At 70.1% G+C, this 15,685-nt stretch carries 20 protein-coding genes; 7 read left to right on the top strand and 13 right to left on the bottom strand.

The genetic code is table 11. The annotated features are described in order from the left end of the window. Nucleotides 1–44 precede the first annotated feature (44 nt). On the top strand, nt 45–269 hold the full coding sequence (locus NS3_RS19550) for an Rv3202a family protein (protein WP_067861748.1): 225 nt from the start codon (nt 45–47) through the stop codon (nt 267–269). 42 nt (nt 270–311) lie between these two features. On the opposite strand, the gene menD is transcribed toward NS3_RS19550, so the two are convergent. From menD to NS3_RS19535, 3 genes are all read right to left on the bottom strand, one after another. Next, the gene (gene menD / locus NS3_RS19545) at nt 312–1,949 is read right to left on the bottom strand and encodes a 2-succinyl-5-enolpyruvyl-6-hydroxy-3-cyclohexene-1-carboxylic-acid synthase (protein WP_067861745.1); all 1,638 of its coding nucleotides are present in this window, start codon (nt 1,947–1,949) and stop codon (nt 312–314) included. A gap of 167 nt (nt 1,950–2,116) precedes the next feature. After that, the gene (locus NS3_RS19540; protein ID WP_067861742.1) at nt 2,117–2,563 is read right to left on the bottom strand and encodes a DUF6918 family protein; all 447 of its coding nucleotides are present in this window, start codon (nt 2,561–2,563) and stop codon (nt 2,117–2,119) included. A 108-nt stretch (nt 2,564–2,671) separates the two neighbouring features. Continuing rightward, the gene (locus NS3_RS19535; protein WP_067861739.1) at nt 2,672–3,376 is read right to left on the bottom strand and encodes a PaaI family thioesterase; all 705 of its coding nucleotides are present in this window, start codon (nt 3,374–3,376) and stop codon (nt 2,672–2,674) included. 106 nt (nt 3,377–3,482) lie between these two features. Here NS3_RS19535 and NS3_RS19530 point away from each other — a divergent pair, with 106 nt between their 5' ends. From NS3_RS19530 to NS3_RS19515, 4 genes are all read left to right on the top strand, one after another. Further along, nucleotides 3,483–4,376 carry a 1,4-dihydroxy-2-naphthoyl-CoA synthase gene (locus NS3_RS19530; protein WP_067861736.1) on the top strand — a complete coding sequence of 298 codons (894 nt, stop codon included), beginning with the start codon at nt 3,483–3,485 and terminating at the stop codon, nt 4,374–4,376. A 16-nt stretch (nt 4,377–4,392) separates the two neighbouring features. After that, nucleotides 4,393–4,785 carry a VOC family protein gene (locus NS3_RS19525; protein ID WP_067861733.1) on the top strand — a complete coding sequence of 131 codons (393 nt, stop codon included), beginning with the start codon at nt 4,393–4,395 and terminating at the stop codon, nt 4,783–4,785. A gap of 295 nt (nt 4,786–5,080) precedes the next feature. Next, nucleotides 5,081–6,217: an o-succinylbenzoate--CoA ligase gene (gene menE, locus NS3_RS19520; RefSeq protein ID WP_067861859.1), complete on the top strand. Its 1,137-nt coding sequence runs from the start codon at nt 5,081–5,083 to the stop codon at nt 6,215–6,217. A 55-nt stretch (nt 6,218–6,272) separates the two neighbouring features. Further along, nucleotides 6,273–7,142 carry a 1,4-dihydroxy-2-naphthoate polyprenyltransferase gene (locus tag NS3_RS19515; protein ID WP_067861730.1) on the top strand — a complete coding sequence of 290 codons (870 nt, stop codon included), beginning with the start codon at nt 6,273–6,275 and terminating at the stop codon, nt 7,140–7,142. A 134-nt stretch (nt 7,143–7,276) separates the two neighbouring features. Here the strand turns inward: NS3_RS19515 and NS3_RS19510 are convergent, their stop codons facing one another. The 5 genes from NS3_RS19510 to NS3_RS19490 form a co-directional block, all read right to left on the bottom strand. Continuing rightward, a complete protein-coding gene (locus NS3_RS19510; protein WP_067861727.1) occupies nt 7,277–7,669 on the bottom strand; it encodes a phage holin family protein in 393 nt (130 codons plus the stop codon). A gap of 64 nt (nt 7,670–7,733) precedes the next feature. Beyond that, nucleotides 7,734–8,318 carry a Clp protease N-terminal domain-containing protein gene (locus NS3_RS19505; RefSeq protein ID WP_067861724.1) on the bottom strand — a complete coding sequence of 195 codons (585 nt, stop codon included), beginning with the start codon at nt 8,316–8,318 and terminating at the stop codon, nt 7,734–7,736. Next, on the bottom strand, nt 8,318–8,536 hold the full coding sequence (locus tag NS3_RS19500; protein WP_067861721.1) for a hypothetical protein: 219 nt from the start codon (nt 8,534–8,536) through the stop codon (nt 8,318–8,320). Before NS3_RS19500 ends, NS3_RS19505 begins: the two co-directional genes overlap by 1 nt. Before the next feature lie 134 nt (nt 8,537–8,670). Beyond that, a complete protein-coding gene (gene cds1 / locus NS3_RS19495; protein WP_067861718.1) occupies nt 8,671–9,756 on the bottom strand; it encodes an L-cysteine desulfhydrase Cds1 in 1,086 nt (361 codons plus the stop codon). A 29-nt stretch (nt 9,757–9,785) separates the two neighbouring features. Continuing rightward, entirely contained in the window at nt 9,786–10,082 is a 297-nt protein-coding gene (locus NS3_RS19490; RefSeq protein WP_373865325.1) for a DUF4229 domain-containing protein, read from the bottom strand. A 203-nt stretch (nt 10,083–10,285) separates the two neighbouring features. Between NS3_RS19490 and NS3_RS19485 the strand changes: the two genes are divergently transcribed. Continuing rightward, a complete protein-coding gene (locus NS3_RS19485; protein ID WP_067861712.1) occupies nt 10,286–10,498 on the top strand; it encodes a BldC family transcriptional regulator in 213 nt (70 codons plus the stop codon). Nucleotides 10,499–10,584: 86 nt separating this feature from the next. Continuing rightward, nucleotides 10,585–10,794 (top strand): hypothetical protein, encoded by a 210-nt coding sequence (locus NS3_RS19480; RefSeq protein WP_067861709.1) that lies wholly within the window; start codon nt 10,585–10,587, stop codon nt 10,792–10,794. A 79-nt stretch (nt 10,795–10,873) separates the two neighbouring features. Here NS3_RS19480 and ccsB read toward each other — a convergent pair whose 3' ends face one another. The 5 genes from ccsB to NS3_RS19455 are packed head-to-tail and all read right to left on the bottom strand — an operon-like array spanning nt 10,874 to nt 15,684. Then, nucleotides 10,874–11,845 (bottom strand): c-type cytochrome biogenesis protein CcsB, encoded by a 972-nt coding sequence (ccsB, locus tag NS3_RS19475; RefSeq protein WP_067861706.1) that lies wholly within the window; start codon nt 11,843–11,845, stop codon nt 10,874–10,876. 2 nt (nt 11,846–11,847) lie between these two features. Next, a complete protein-coding gene (resB, locus tag NS3_RS19470) occupies nt 11,848–13,518 on the bottom strand; it encodes a cytochrome c biogenesis protein ResB (protein WP_067861703.1) in 1,671 nt (556 codons plus the stop codon). Then, entirely contained in the window at nt 13,515–14,378 is an 864-nt protein-coding gene (locus NS3_RS19465) for a cytochrome c biogenesis CcdA family protein (protein WP_067861700.1), read from the bottom strand. The genes resB and NS3_RS19465 overlap by 4 nt, the downstream gene beginning before the upstream one ends. After that, nucleotides 14,375–15,025, bottom strand: coding sequence for a TlpA disulfide reductase family protein (locus tag NS3_RS19460; RefSeq protein WP_084495743.1), 651 nt, complete (start codon nt 15,023–15,025; stop codon nt 14,375–14,377). Before NS3_RS19460 ends, NS3_RS19465 begins: the two co-directional genes overlap by 4 nt. Continuing rightward, entirely contained in the window at nt 15,022–15,684 is a 663-nt protein-coding gene (locus NS3_RS19455; RefSeq protein WP_373865324.1) for a histidine phosphatase family protein, read from the bottom strand. The genes NS3_RS19460 and NS3_RS19455 overlap by 4 nt, the downstream gene beginning before the upstream one ends. Nucleotide 15,685: the final 1 nt, after the last annotated feature.

Here is a 15,685-nt window from a genome sequence, read left to right as displayed (position 1 = left end):
GGGGAAGGCAATTCTCGAAGTGCACGAGCGGAGAGGAGCGCACGATGGTCGATCGCAGCGCGTTCGATGCGGCGGACGAGGTGTCCGAGCCGGATCTCGTCGATCAGACGACACCGGCGGACTACCAGGAACCCGACGACCCCGAGGTGACCGCGCAGGATCCGCCGCCGGAAGCGGACCCGCGCGCCGGATGGGACGCCGACCCGGCCGATGTCGTCGACCAGTTCCTCGCCGTCCCGATCGACGACGAGGACATCGAGGAGATCTGACCGGGCAGCGTGACAGCGGCCCGGAGACGGGCTCCGGCTTGCTCAGCCGGCGATCTTGCTCCGCACGGTGGCGTGCAGTTCGCGCAGGCTGGAGCGCTCGGTGACGACCTCGAGCACCCGCAGGCCGTGGGCGTTGCCGGTGAGTTCGGCGGCCAGCTCGGCCGGGTCGACCTGGCGGTGCGGGATGCGGTAGGCCGCGCACAGCGCGGCGAGGTCCATGCCGTGCGGGGTGCCGAAGACCCGCTCGAACACGCCCGCGTACTGCGGGTCGCCCTGCTCGAGCAGTTCGAAGATGCCGCCGCCGTCGTCGTTGGCGACCACGATGGTCAGATCGGCCGGACGCGGTTCGCCCCGCCCGATCAACAGGCCCGAGGCATCGTGCAGGAAGGTCAGGTCGCCGATCAGGGCGATGGTTCGGCCCTCGTGCGCGAGAGCCGCGCCGACCGCCGTCGAGACGGTGCCGTCGATGCCCGCCACACCGCGGTTGGACAGCACCCGCACGCCGGGACGCGGCGTGGAGACCAGGGCGGCGTCGCGCACCGGATTCGAGGCGCCGAGCAACAGCTGATCGCCCTCGCGCAGCGCGTCCATCACCACGGCGGCCACGTGCAGGCCGGTCGGCTTCGGATGCCCGGCCAGCTCGGTGCGCACCGCTCGCTCGGCGGTGGCGCTCAGGTCGGCGCAGTGCCCTAGCCATTCCGGGCGCGGCGCGCCGGAGGTCACCGCGCGGGTGCCGGTGCCGACCACATTGCCGGAGACATCGGGCCAGCGCGGGCCGGTGGTCAGGGCGTAGACCGTGACGTCGGGATCGGCGAGCAGTCGCGACACCTGGCGATGCAGGGTCGGGCGGCCGGTGATGATCGCCTGGCGCGGCTTCAGCAGCGGCAGCGCCAGCGGATGCAGGGCCGGGCCGTGCATGGGGGCGGTCGGTTCGGCGACGGTGGGCAGTTGCGCCAGTTCGGGGCGCGGGCCCGCGCCGTGCCCGGAGACCACCACGGTGTCGATGCTCAGATCGATCTCGAGCGGCACGTCCAGCGTCGCGTACTGGGTGGCCGTCCACGGCGTGCCGCCCGGGCGGCCCGCGGGCTCGGATTCGCCCGCGGCGAGATCGGGGACCAGCGGTTCGCGCAGCGGAATGTCGAAGTGCACCGGCCCGGCATTGCCCGAACGGGTGCCGCGCGCGGCGGCCAGCACCCGGCAGACCGAGGATCGCCACACGCTGTTCTGCTGTTCGTAGGTGCCCGCCCCCGCGCCGTCGGCTTCGGCGATACCGAGGCTGACCGTGGCGCGCACCTGGCTGCCGAACAGGCCGAGCTGTTCGATGGTCTGGTTGGCGCCGGTGCCGAGCATCTCGTAGGGCCGGTTGGCGCTCAGGACGATCAACGGCACCCGCGCGTAATTGGCTTCCAGCACAGCCGGTCCGAGATTGGCCACCGCGGTGCCCGAGGTCATCACCACCGGGACCGGCGCGCCGGCCGAGATCGCCAGGCCGATCGCCAGGAATCCAGCGGTCCGTTCGTCGATGCGCATGTGCAGGCGCAGCCGCCCGGCCGCGTCGGCGGCCTGCAGCGCGAAGGCCAGCGGGGCATTGCGCGAGCCGGGGCACAGCACCACGTCACGGACGCCGCCGCGCACCAACTCGTCGACGACAACCCTGGCCTGCGCAGTGGACGGATTCACCTCACCAGCCTGTCAGATGCCGACGCTCTCGGCTCGGTCGGCCTGATCACAACCGGCACCCTGGCACCACCGGCGCCGATCACCGCCTGCTTCCGGTGACGAACCACCGGGAAACGCGTCGAGGTGGCGACGCGAGTCGCGTCGCCACCTCGCTCGGGAGCGTCGGCTCAGTTGGCGTGCTTCTGCACCAGGTTGCCGACCCGGGGCAGCGCCTCGATGACGTTCTTCTTCGCCGAGGAACGCAGCGAGTTGTACACCTTCTGCAGGGCCGGACGGCTGGACGACTCGGCGCGCGCGTCGGTCACGGCCAGCAGCGACTCGGCGACCGCGTCGGACTTGGCGACGAGCAGGTCGGCGAAGGTGCCGGTGCCCGCGGCCTGGTACTCCGCCCAGTAGGGCTGCAGCTGCTCGAGCAGCTTGGGCGCCAACGACTCCAGGGCGTCGGGCACGATCGACGGGCCGATCTTGTTCACGGCCGCGTAGCCGCCCTTGACGGCCAGGCCCGACGCGCCACCCTTGTCCGACACCTCAGCGTCCAGAACCTCCTTGGCTTCGGCAAGGAAGGCCGAGCGCTTCGTGTCGTCGAGCAGGGATTCAGACAGTGCTGCAACCACTTTGAGGGTCCTCCGAATAGATGTCGATGAACGAGCGCACGCCACTATACGCACAGGCGCGCCCGCGCACGCTACGGAAGTCCGGCTATCGGCTCGCAGCCTGGTCGATCAGGGCTGCCAGGGCAGCAGCTGAACCATCAATCCTTCGGCGTCGGCAAGCACTTCGCCCTGCTCGTCGCGCAATTCCGCGGTGACGAACGTCTTTCGGCCCTCGATGCGATCCGCGCGACCGGTGACGGTCAGCTGCGTCTCGAGCGGAGTCACCTTGCGGTAGTTGACGTGCAGGTACGCGGTCCGGCTGATCGGCCTGCCCGCGTAGTGCACGATCATCCCGAACAGATCGTCGAACAGCAGCGGCAGCACACCGCCGTGCGCGGCGCCGTTGCCGCCCAGGTGGTATCGGCGGAACACACCGGTGGTGGTGATGCCGTCCGGGCCCGCTTCGACCACGGTCCACGGCAGCATCAGCAAACTGCCGCGACCGGGCAGTTCGACCGAGCGGCCCGCGGGCGAATGCCCTTCGGGCGCACGGTAGGGCTCGAGCAGGTCGATCAGCTCGCGGGCCTTGCCGAGCGCGGCGCCGTAGACCTCGTCGGGGGCGTCGGCGGAGACGGCCAGGTCCTGCAGCGTCCGCATGGCTTCCACGAACGGGCCGAACTCCGGGCCGGGCGATGCGGGGGCGATCTTGGGGAATCCGCCGTGCGATTCGTAGCGGTCCGGATCGATCGCACTGGTGTCGATGCGGCGCGTGCTCGTGGCCACACCGCTCCCTGCTGCCGCGTCATCGGGAACAGGTGTCACTTCCTCGCTCATACCTGCACGGTATCGCGTGGCTTTACACCGTCAAGTCGACGGGTCGGTACCGCCGGTGACCGTGGCGCGAGCCGCGTCACGTCGGGCCGGGGCGATAATCACCGGCGTGACTTTCGATCCCAAGCTGTGGCGACCGGTCCCCGGATTCGAGAACCTGACCGACATCACCTACCACCGGCACATCGAGCAGGGCACCGTGCGTGTGGCGTTCGACCGGCCGGAGGTGCGCAACGCGTTCCGTCCGCACACCGTCGACGAGCTCTACCGGGCGCTCGACCACGCGCGGATGACCTCCGACGTCGGCGCGGTGCTGCTCACCGGCAACGGCCCCAGCCCGAAGGACGGCGGCTGGGCGTTCTGCTCCGGCGGCGACCAGCGCATCCGCGGGCGCAGCGGCTACCAGTACGCCGACGGCGAGACCGCCGACACGGTGGATCCGGCGCGAGCGGGCCGGCTGCACATCCTCGAGGTGCAGCGGCTGATCCGGTTCATGCCCAAGGTGGTGATCGCCCTGGTCAACGGCTGGGCGGCGGGCGGCGGGCACAGCCTGCACGTGGTGTGCGACCTGACCCTGGCCAGCCGCGAGCACGCCCGCTTCAAGCAGACCGACGCCGACGTGGGCAGCTTCGACGGCGGCTACGGCAGCGCCTACCTGGCCAAGATGGTGGGCCAGAAGTTCGCCCGCGAGATCTTCTTCCTCGGCCGCCCCTACACTGCCGAGGAGATGCACCAGATGGGCGCGGTCAACAAAGTGGTCGACCACGACCGGCTCGAAATCGAGGCGCTGGAGTGGACCGCCGACATCAACGGCAAGTCGCCGCAGGCCCAGCGCATGCTCAAGTACGCGTTCAACCTGCTCGACGACGGCCTGGTGGGTCAGCAACTGTTCGCGGGCGAGGCCACCCGGATGGCGTACATGACCGACGAGGCCGTCGAGGGACGCGACTCCTTCCTGGAGAAGCGCGCCCCCGACTGGACGCCCTACCCGTGGTACTTCTGAGAAGGGACATCCCGTCATGGACATCCTCGGCAGCCGAGTGATCCTGCGACCGCGTGACTACCAGGCCACCCTGGCCTTCTACCGCGACGGGCTGGGCCTGGCCGTGGCCAGGGAGTACCCGGGCGGCACGGTGTTCTTCGCGGGGCAGTCGCTCATCGAGGTGGCCGCCCACGGCGGCTCCGGCGAGGCGAGCACCTTCGACGGCGCACTCTGGTTGCAGGTCCGCGACGTCCAGGACGCGGCGGCCGAACTGGCGACCAAGGGCATCGTGATCGACCGCGCGCCGAAACAGGAGCCGTGGGGACTGATCGAGATGTGGACCAAAGACCCCGATGGAGTGCCGATAGTCCTGGTCCAGATTCCGGCCGAGCATCCGCTCCGGCGGGATTCGCGCAGGTCACAGAACTGACCGGGGCCCGGCGGGCGGGCCGGGACGCGGGCATCGAGTTGCCTTTCGCCCACCCGCCGGGGACGATTACACCCGTAGCGGCTCCCGGCCGTCGATGCCCGGGGCCCGTCAGTCCCGTCTGCCGAGTGAATCGCAGTCCCGATGTCCGGCCCAGCGCACCCCCTGTCCCCGAGGCCCACCCGTTCCGCGTGCGGGCCCGCCGACATGACACCATCCCTATCGTGAGGCCCTGCTGCGAGCGAACCATGAGCTGGAACGAGGTCGCGTCGTGAGCAACACCCTGCGAACACTGCCCATGCCCACGGGCTCGGGCGTCGTCGAGGTGCTCCCGCATCTGCGTGAGGCGCTCGAAGGTGAGCACGGTCCCGCCTGGCTGCCGGTTCCCACCTCCGACCGCCGGGAAGCGCGCAGGCTCGCCGACGCGCTCGCCCCCGGCGAGCCGATCGACGACGACGTCGCGCTGGTGGTCACCACCTCCGGCACCACCGGCGTGCCCAAGGGCGCGATGCTCAGCGCATCGGCGCTGCGGGCCAGCGGCACCGCCACCCACGAGCGGCTCGGCGGTCCGGGCACCTGGCTGTTGGCCCTGCCCAGCCACCACATCGCCGGTCTGCAGGTGCTGTTGCGCAGCATCCTGGCCGGCACCGAACCCGCCGTGCTCGACGTGTCCGGCGGGTTCCTGCCCGAAGCGCTGGCCGGCGCGATCTCCGGGATGCGCGGCGAGCGCCGCTATACCGCGCTGGTTCCCACCCAGCTGATCAAGGCCCTGGACGAACCCGACGCCGCCGCCGCGCTCGCCGACTTGGACGCGGTGCTCGTCGGCGGCGCCGCCACCCCCGCGCCGGTCTACGAGCGGGCCCGATCGATGGGCATCAACGCGGTGCGCACCTACGGCATGAGCGAGACCTGCGGCGGCTGCGTCTACGACGGAGTCCCGCTGACGGGCGTCGAGGTCCGCGTCGAGGACGGCCGGGTGGTGCTCGGTGGACCGATGATCGCCCGCGGCTACCGCGGTCAGCCCGACCATCCCGCGTTCGCCGAACCCGGCTGGTTCCGCACCGACGACGCGGGCAGCTTCGACAACGGCGTACTGCGGGTGACCGGCCGGCTCGACGAAGCCATTCTCACCGGCGGCCTGCTGGTCATTCCCCAGGTCGTCGAGGACGTGCTCGTCACCCATCCGTCGATCAGCGAGTGCGCGGTCCTCGGCCTGCCCGACGAGCGACTCGGCCAGCGGGTCGCGGTGGCCGTCGTGCCCGCCGCGGGCGCGACGCCGACGCTGGAGGATTTGCGGGTGCATGTGGAGCGCGAACTCGACCCCACCTCCGCCCCGCGCGAACTCGCCATCGTCGACGAACTGCCGCTGCACGGCCCCGGGAAGCCGAACCGGAACAAACTGCGCGAACTGCTGACGGCTCGGTCCGCCACCTGACCCCGTGCCGGGCCGTCGCGGAAGACCGGGCGAGCGGGCGCATTAGGCTGCCCGCATGGCCACAGCAGCGCAATGGATCGAGGGGGCGCGGCCGCGCACCCTGCCGAACGCGATCGCCCCGGTGATCGCGGGCACCGGAGCCGCCGCCGCGCTCGACGCCGTCGTCTGGTGGAAAGCCGTTGTCGCGCTCCTGCTCTCGGTGGCGTTGATCCTCGGGGTGAACTACGCCAACGACTACTCCGACGGCGTGCGCGGCACCGACGACGATCGCGTCGGTCCGCTGCGGTTGGTCGGCTCCGGGCTTGCCTCTCCCACCGCGGTCAAGACCGCCGCGATCGGCTGCTTGGCCCTCGGCGCGGTCCTGGGTCTGGTGCTCGTGTTCAGCACCGCCTGGTGGCTGCTGTTGATCGGCGCGGCCTGCCTGGCGGGCGCCTGGTTCTACACCGGCGGCGGCAAGCCCTACGGCTACAGCGGATTCGGCGAGGTGGCCGTGTTCGTGTTCTTCGGCCTGGTCGCCGTGCTGGGCACCCAGTTCGTGCAGGCCGAGCGGATCGACTGGGTGGGCACGGCGCTCGCGGTCGGGGTCGGCTCGTTCTCCAGTGCCGTGCTGGTGGCGAACAACCTGCGCGACATCCCGACCGACACCGCCACCGGCAAGATCACCCTGGCGGTCACCCTCGGCGACGCCCGCACCCGCACACTGCATCTCGTGCTGCTGACGGTGCCGTTCCTGCTCACCCTGGCACTGGCCCTGCACACGCCGTGGGCACTGGCCGGCCTGCTGGCCGCGCCGCTCGCGGTGCGGGCCAACGCCCCGGTGCGCGGCGGCGGCAACGGGCTCGAACTGATTCCGGCCCTGCGGGATTCCGGCTTGGCGCTGCTGGCCTGGTCGATCCTCTGCGCGGTCGCGCTCGGGCTGGGCTGAGCCGTTCCGGAGTCCGCGGCGCCACTACGCGACCGGCGCCACCACACATCCGGCACCACCGCGCAGTCGGCGCACCTCGGATACGGCGCCACATTCCGCGCGAGCGACTGTGGCCGCGCCGTACTCGGCGGAGCTCAGTCCCCGTCCGGAACCAGCACGCCGAGCACCCAGTTCACCAGCGAGATGATGATGCCGCCGAAGACCGCCGCCCAGAAGCCGGTGACCTCCAAGCCGTAACCACCGGTGTCGACCACGTCGGTGAGCGCCGCGGTCAGCCACAGCATCAGGGCGTTGATGACCAGCAGGAACAACCCGAGGGTCAGCAGGATCAGCGGCAGCGCCAGCAGCTGCACGATCGGCTTGACCAGGGCATTGACCAGGGTGAACAGGGCGGCGATGGCCAGCACGACGACGATCTTCGCCCCCGTCCCGGCATCGTCGGGACTGAGGATATCGATACCGCTCACCCACGCCGCCGCCAGCCAGATGGCCACCGCGTTGATGATCAGTCGGATCACAAGCTGCATGCGCCCATGCTAAGCGGCACAGGCCTGTTCGCGCGGGTCTCGCGCGCAGACGGCCGGAAGCCGCTCAGGCCGCGCGGCCGGCGTCGAGCAGCACGTGCACCCGCGGGCGCAGATCCTCGACGATGCCCGCGCCGCCGAACAATCGCACCGTGGCCGGGTTCGGGGCGCGCAGCACGGCCAGCAGCATGTGCCCGGATTCGATGCTCTTGTCCTTGCGCGCCAGCGCCTCTCGTAAGGACAATTCGAGCACCTTCTTCGCCTCGCGGGTGAACGGGACGTGCCCGCCGCTGCGGTCGCGACCGAACAGTCCGCGCCGTTGCTGCGGCTCGGCGCGGTCGAGCGCGTCCGCGCCGAAGCTCGCTTCCAGCGATTCGCGCACCGCGTCGAGGTCGATGCCGATCGAGCGCAACGCCTCTGCGTCCTCGGGCCCCAGCGGCGCACCCGCGCCTGCCTCCGCGAGCGCCCGCCGCGCGCTCTCGTGGGTGAGCCCGGCGCTGTCGGCCACCAGCGCCGACAGGCCCGGTTCGGCGTGTGCGAGCAGGCCGAGCAGCACGTGCTCGACGTCGATGCGAGGCGAGCGCAGTTCGCGGGCCTCTTCCTGCGCCGCGACCACGGCCGTCCGCGCCGATCGGCTGAATCGTTCGAACATCACTTGCCGCCTTTCCGGTTGTGCTTCTGGTGCACCGCTTGCTTGCTGACCTCGAGCGCGTCGGCGATGGCCTGCCAGGACCAGCCCTGGTCCCTGGCGTTTCGCACCTGAATCGCCTCCAAACGCTCGAGCAGCCTGCGCAGTGCGCGGACCGCGCGCAGCCCGATCTCGGGATCGGGGCTGCCCGCCGCGGCCGCCAGAGTTGTCGCTTCGGTCATGGCGTCAATTTTGATTGACACTCTCGGCGCTTGTCAACAAAAATTGACGAACTCGGCGAAAGGGGCTGCTCGGAGGTACAACACAGCATCGGCTGCGGAGAAGCGCGGGCCGGAATCCACGCGCCGAGAAGGGGTCAGCCGTTCCAGATCCCGGTGCTGTGGAACTCATCGATGACGGCGGTCGGCTCGGTCAGATCCCAGCCTTGCGCCGCCACCCAGTCGTCGTCGAAATAGGTGTCGGCGTAGCGATCGCCGCCGTCGCACAGCACGGTGACCACGCTGCCGCTGCGGCCTCGCGCCAGCATCTCGCCGATCAGGTGGAACACCCCCCACAGGTTCGTGCCCGTCGAGGCGCCGATCCGCCTGCCGAGCACCCGGCCGCCGTAGCGCATGGCCGCGATCGAGGCGGCGTCGGGCACCTCGATCATCCGGTCGACCACCTGACCGACGAACGACGGTTCCACCCGCGGCCTGCCGATGCCCTCGATGTGTGAGGGCATGCCGGTCTGGTAGCCGGCGTCGCCGGTCTCGTAGCCGCCGTAGAACGCGGAGTTCTCCGGGTCGACCACGGCGAGCCTCGTCGCATGCCTGCGGTAGCGGATGTAGCGGCCGATGGTGGCGCTGGTGCCGCCGGTTCCCGCGCCCATCACGATCCACTCCGGCACCGGATGGGTCTCCAACTGCAACTGGGTGAAGATGCTGTCGGCGATGTTGTTGTTGCCGCGCCAGTCGGTCGCCCGTTCGGCGTGGGTGAACTGGTCCATGTAGTGGCCGCCGGACTCGGCCGCCAGCCGCGCCGCCTCGGTGTACATGTCCGGCGGGCGGCTCACGAAATGACAGCGGCCGCCTTGCGCTTCGATCAACGCGATCTTGCGCTGCGAGGTGCCCACGGGCATCACCGCCACGAAGTCGAGCCCGAGCAGCTTCGCGAAGTACGCCTCGCTCACCGCCGTCGATCCCGACGACGCCTCCACCACCGTGGTGCCCTCGGTGATCCAGCCGTTGCAGATCGAGTACAGGAACAGCGAGCGGGCCAGCCGATGCTTGAGGCTGCCGGTGATGTGGGTCGACTCGTCCTTGAGATAGAGCTGGACATTCCAGTCGGCGGGCAGCGGATAACGCAGCAGATGGGTGTCCGCGCTGCGCTGGGCATCCGCGTCGATGAGGCGGACGGCGTTGTCCACCCAGTCGCGCGGGGCGCTGCGATCGCAGTACTTCACCGGATGCCTCGCATTCGCTCGCAGTCGCCCTATGCCGGTCCGTCGCCCTCGGACTCACCGCGTAGCCTGGCCCGCAACTGCGCCTTGTCCTGCCTTCGCTTGGCGTCGACCGCCGCGATGTCGGCGTTGACCCGCCCGCGCAGCCCCTTGAACAGCGTCAGCGACAACGGCATCGCGATGAGCAAGGCGAAGAGCACGGCCACCACCAGCGGCACCTGCACATCGATGAGGGCGGCGACACCGAGGACGACCGCGGTGATGACGGCGACCAAGGCCAGCCGCGCCAGGGTGTACAAGCCCAGGTTGACGGCCAGGCTGCGGCCCACGCGCGGGTTCGATCCAGTCGATTCGCTCACGCCGACCAGGGTAGGCGACCCGGTTTGCGGGCCCGACGCGCCCTCGCCGGACAGGCATCCGATTTGTCCATTACTTCGCCTTTACCCGCTGTAGGTGATTCGAGTACCTAGGGGGTGGAGTGCGACGATGGCGCCATCTGATGAGGGACTGTCGAAGAACGGAGAGGTTTGCTATGAGTGCGATCACCGTCGGCGGCCAGGACACCCTGCTGACCCCCGGGCAAGTCGCCGCACTGTTCCATGTCGATCCCAAGACCGTCACCCGGTGGGCACACGCGGGCCGTCTCGGATCGCTGCGCACTCCAGGCGGACATCGCCGTTTCCGCGAGTCCGAGGTCATGCAACTGCTGAAGTCGCTGACCACCGAGGCCAAAACGGAGCACTGACCGGCTGCCGAAGGTCACTTCCCGAGTGGTCCACGCTGTGCGTGGACCACTCGCAGGGCTACCCTCGGTAGCAGGAGGTGAGCCACGTGGCATATCTGTTGGCCCTCATCGCAGTGATCGCGGTGGCAGTGCTGATGTGGAAGGCGTTCGGCCCGGGAAGAATCGATCCGTCCGCAACCCCTCCAGCCCCTCCGCGGCGTCGCCCGATCCTGGGCCCCGACGACGATCCCGACTTCCTCTGGCGGATCTCGCGCGAGCAGCAGCGCCGCGACAGGGAAGGCCCCAAGGAGCACTAGCCGCCCGGCCCCCCGGCCCAGCCGCGCCGCTTCCCAGACGAAGCAGATCCGCCACTGGTCGGTGCGTCAGAGGTAGGGCCTAGGTCAGGCCGGCGTAGCTGTGCAGACCGCTGATCACCAGGTTGATGATGAAGAGGTTGAACAGCATGGCGACGAAAGCGGCGACATTGATCCAGGCGGCCTTGGTGTCGCGCCAGCCGGACGTCGCCCTGGCGTGCAGATAGGCGGCGTAGAGGACCCAAGCGATGAAGGAGCAGGTTTCCTTGGGGTCCCAGCCCCAGAAGCGACCCCAGGCGGCTTCGGCCCAGATGGCGCCGAGGACGACGCCGGCGCCGAAGAGGGGGAAGCCGACGATGGTGGTGCGGTAGGCGAGACGGTCGAGGGTCCGCGCGTCGGGGAGGCGGCGGGCGATGGCGCCGAAGACGTTCGAGGACTCCTCGCCTTCGGGCTGGCGCAAGCGGTAGAGGAACAGCAGGCTGGCGACGCCGGAGACCATGAAGACTCCGCTGCCGACGCTGACGATGGTGACGTGCAGCGGCAACCAGAACGAGCGCAGCGCGGGGACGACGGGCGCGGCGTCGGCGTAGAGGACCGTGCCCGCCAGGAACATGAGGACCAGCACGGGCACCAGCAGGAACACCCAGGTGGCGCGGTGGCGCTGTTCGCGCAGCAGCCAGAAGCCGACGAGCACGGTCGCGGCGCAGGCCATGGTGACGAACTCGTACATGTTGCCCAGGGGGAACCGGTCGGTGGCGAAGCCGCGCAATACGATCGAAGCCACGTGCAGGGCGAAGGCGACGACCAGCACCGAGAACGCCATATTGCCCAGGCGCACCGGCAGTGGCGTGGACGGCGCCTCGATCACCTTGCCGGGGCCGCTCGGCCGATCGGCGCTGCCGCCGCCCACACCGACGAGTTCACGCTCCTCGCTCCTGCGAACCTGAGCGGAGGCGAACTGCCACAGCAGCAGCCCGAGCACCAGCGCGTAGACGACCAGCGCCGATTTGAAGGCCAGGTCGCTGTACTGGGCGAGGGTGTCGTCGATCGGCATCGTCAATCTCCCGTGCTGTCGGCCCCGGTGCGAGCCGTGGTCTTGTCCGTGTCGAGCAGCCGGGCGCGCAGCCGGTCGAACTCGTCGCCCCAGCCCGCCTGGTCGGTCCTGGCCAGGCCGCCCATCTCTACTACGGTGCGTCGTTGCTCCACGGTACCGGTCGCGGCCGCCGCCGGGTACACCCGGATCCAGATCCGGCGCCGCTTGACCAGCAGCGACACCAGCAGACCCGCCAGCATGGTCAGTGCGCTCACCAGCACCCACTGCTGGGCGGGATCGTGCGAGACCTGCAGATTGACGAATTCCTTGGCCCCGTCGAAGGTGACCACGGCGCCGTTGGACAGCGTGGCCGACTCGCCGGGGCGCAGGTTCACCCTGGCTTCCTTGGTCAGCCGCTCCTGACGCACCAGTTCCTGATCGAGCGAGAACAGCGACTGCGGGCGGCCGGTGTCCAGGCCGGTGTCGCCGCGGTAGATGTCCACGGCCACGGCCGGGTCGTCCATGCGCGGGAAGACCGATGTCAGCAGGCTGCCGTGCAGCATGGCGGTCGGGGCGAACAGACCCTCGATGGCGATCTGGTTCTTGCGGCGCTCCTCGTCGGTGGCGTACATGCCGCCGGGCGGGTCGATGCGCAGCACGCCGCCGGACAGGAAGGTGCGGGCGTCGGTGGGCGCCCACTGGATGGTCTCGGTCCTGGTCCGGCCGTCGGGGAAGGTGACGGTGAAGGTCGGCGCGTAGCCGTGGCCCTGCAGGTAGATGCGATCGCCCGCGACGCGCAGCGGATGGTTCACGCGCAGCGTGGTGTCGCGCCAGGTGCCGGTGGCCAGGTCCTCGCCTGCCTGATAGGAGATGTTGGAGGTGAACATCTCGGCCTGGCCGGTCTCGAGGTAGTCGGCGCGGAAGTCCTTCACCCGCACGCAGATCGGGGTCATCCCGGTGCCGTCGTTGACATTGCCCGCCCGGAACGAGTCGTAGACCGCGGGCGAGGTGGTGCAGAAGCCGGGCCCGTCGTCGGCGATGACGATGACGCTGCCCTCGTAGCCGAACAGCTTGCCCACCGCGATCGAGGCCAGCAGCCCGACCAGCGCCAGATGGAAGACCAGGTTGCCGAATTCGCGCAGATAGCCCTTCTCCGCGGAGACGGTGATCTCGCCTTCGCGACCGACCCCGGTGCGGACCTCCGTGCGCCAGCCGCGCAGTCCGGCCCTGGCGTGTTCGACGACCTCGTCCGGCGTGCGCGCCGACTCCGCCGTGTCATGGTGCGGCAGGCGGGAGAGGTTGCGCGGCGCACGCACCGGCGGGGTGCGCAGCGCGCGGTAGTGATCGACCGTGCGGGGCAGGATGCAGCCCACCAGCGAGATGAACAGCAGCACGTAGATGGCGGTGAACCAGGAACTGCCGAACACGTCGAACAGTTCGACCCGGTCCATCCACGGTCCGAGCGTCGGGCGGTCGGCGATGTACTGCTCGACCTTCTGCTCGTTGAGGCTGCGCTGGGGCAACAGCGCGCCGGGAATGGCGGCAAGCGCGAGCAGGAACAACAGCACCAGCGCGGTGCGCATGCTGGTCAGCCCACGCCAGGTGTTGCGGACCAGTGCCCACGCGCGGCCCGGTGCGGACTGACGCGGCGGGGTGGTCGGAGCGGAATCGGGTCGCTGGTCGGTCACGGTCATATCGGCAGAGTCACCTCGGAGACGAACGCGTCGCGCACCCAGGCGACGAACAGATCCCACGCGCCGGTCACCAGCGCGACGCCGACCGCGACGAGCAGGATGCCGCCGACGATCTGGATGGTGCGGGAATTGCGGCGCAACCAGCCGACTCCGCGCAGTGCGCCCGCCGAGCCGAAGGCCAGCACGACGAAGGGCAGGCCGAGGCCGAGGCAGTAGGCGACGATGAGGGCGACGCCGCGCGCGGCGGTGGCGCCCTCGGTGCCCGCCGCCACCGCCATGACGCCGGACAGCGTCGGGCCGAGGCACGGGGTCCAGCCCAGCGCGAACACGCCGCCGAGCAGGGGCGCTCCGACGAGACTGGTGAGCCTGCGCGGCTCCATTCTGGTGTCGCGCTGCAATGCCGGGATGAGGCCGATGAAGGCCAAGCCCATCACGATGGTGACCACGCCGCCGACCCGTTGCAGCAAGTCCCGGTTCACATTGAGGGTCTGGATGACGCCGAACACCGTCGCGGTCGCCAGCACGAAGACCACGGTGAATCCGGCGACGAACAGTCCGGCAGCGCCCGCCACCCGCAATTTCGCCGATCCGCGGCGCACCTCGGTCGCGGTGGTCGTGCGCGAGTTCGCGGCCGCGCCCGCTGTCTTGGCTGTACTCGCTTCGGAGGCGGTGACCGGCGGCGCTTCCGCGCCGACCAGACCGGCCAGATACGACAGATAGCCCGGCACCAGCGGCACCACGCACGGCGAGGCGAACGACACCAGCCCGGCCAGCAGGCAGGCGCCGAGCGCGAGCAACAGCGGACCGGTGGCCGCGGTCTGCTGGAACGAATCCCCCACCCCGGCGAGCACGACGGTCATACCCTGGCCTCCCCGGCGATCCTCTCGACGACCGGCTGCAGATCCTCGGCCAGCAGCGTGCGCAGGAACACCGCGGCCACTCGGTGCTCACGGTCGAGCACCAGGGTGGTGGGGATCACGCTGGTCGGGAAGTTGCCGCCGAGCGCGAGCAGGGTGCGCATCGGCGGGTCGTAGATCGAGGGGTAGGCGACCTTGTTCGAGGTCACGAAATCCTGCGCCTTGTCCCGCTGCGGATCACGCACATTGATGCCGAGGAAAGCGACGCCGGAATCCTTGGTCGCCTCGTAGACGTCCTCGAGCGCGGGCACCTCGGCGCGGCACGGGCCGCACCACTGTCCCCAGAGATTGATCACCACGACCTGACCCGCGAAGTCCGACACCGAGATCGTCTCGCCGTCGTTCATCAGGTCGGGGCCGGACAGTTCACCGATGGTGCCCCGCGTTTCGGGCGGGTCGTAGTAGATGTCGGTCTTGCCGCCCGGAGAGACGAATTCGAAGGTGCCGCCCTGGCTTACCGCGTCGGTTCCGGTGGAGCAGCCCGCGATCCCGGCGACCAGCGCCACGCAGGCCAGCAGCACCGCGACGACCCGGCCCGGCGCCCCCGCGGGCGCGGGCCGGTTCGGGGGAACCGACGCGGGGCGCCTCATGCGCCGTGCACCGTGGGATCCGATGCGCCCGCCGGCTCGGAGTAGACGATGTCGACCAGGGTGTCGCCGCGATAGACAAGCGAGGTCAGCGAGGCCAGCGAGCACTGCCGGTGGCGCGGGTCGTGCCACAGGCGCTGTCCCTGCAGGAAACGGCGCAGCGTCCACACCGGCAACTGATGCGACACCAGCACGACCTCGCGGCCCGCCGCCTCGACGCGCGCCTTGTTGACCGCGGCCAGCATCCGGTGCGCGATCTGCAGGTAGGGCTCGCCCCAGGACGGGGTGAACGGGTCGCGCAGCTTCCACCAGTGCCTCGGCTTGCGCAGCGCGCCGTCACCGACGGAAACCCGCAGGCCCTCGAAGGTGTTGCCCGCCTCGATCAGGTTCTCGTCGGTGCGCACGGTCAGACCGTGTTGCTCGGCGATCGGCGTGGCGGTTTCCTGCGCCCGCTGCAGCGGCGAGGCGATGACCAGCGCGATGTCGTGATCGGCCAGTGCGCGCGCGACCGCACCGGCCTGCGCGCGACCGGACACCGAGAGCGAGAAGCCGGGCAGGCGTCCGTAGAGGATCCCGTTGGGATTGTGCACCTCGCCGTGGCGCAGCACGTGCACGATGGTTTCGATCTCGTCGTCGACGATGTCCGGGTCTGCTTGCGCCACA

Origin of the sequence: Nocardia shimofusensis NBRC 100134 (assembly GCF_001613125.1) — a bacterium.
Taxonomy (GTDB): domain Bacteria; phylum Actinomycetota; class Actinomycetes; order Mycobacteriales; family Mycobacteriaceae; genus Nocardia; species Nocardia shimofusensis.
The sequence above is the reverse complement of the archived record's forward strand: the minus strand, read 5'-3'. Positions and strand labels throughout refer to the sequence as shown.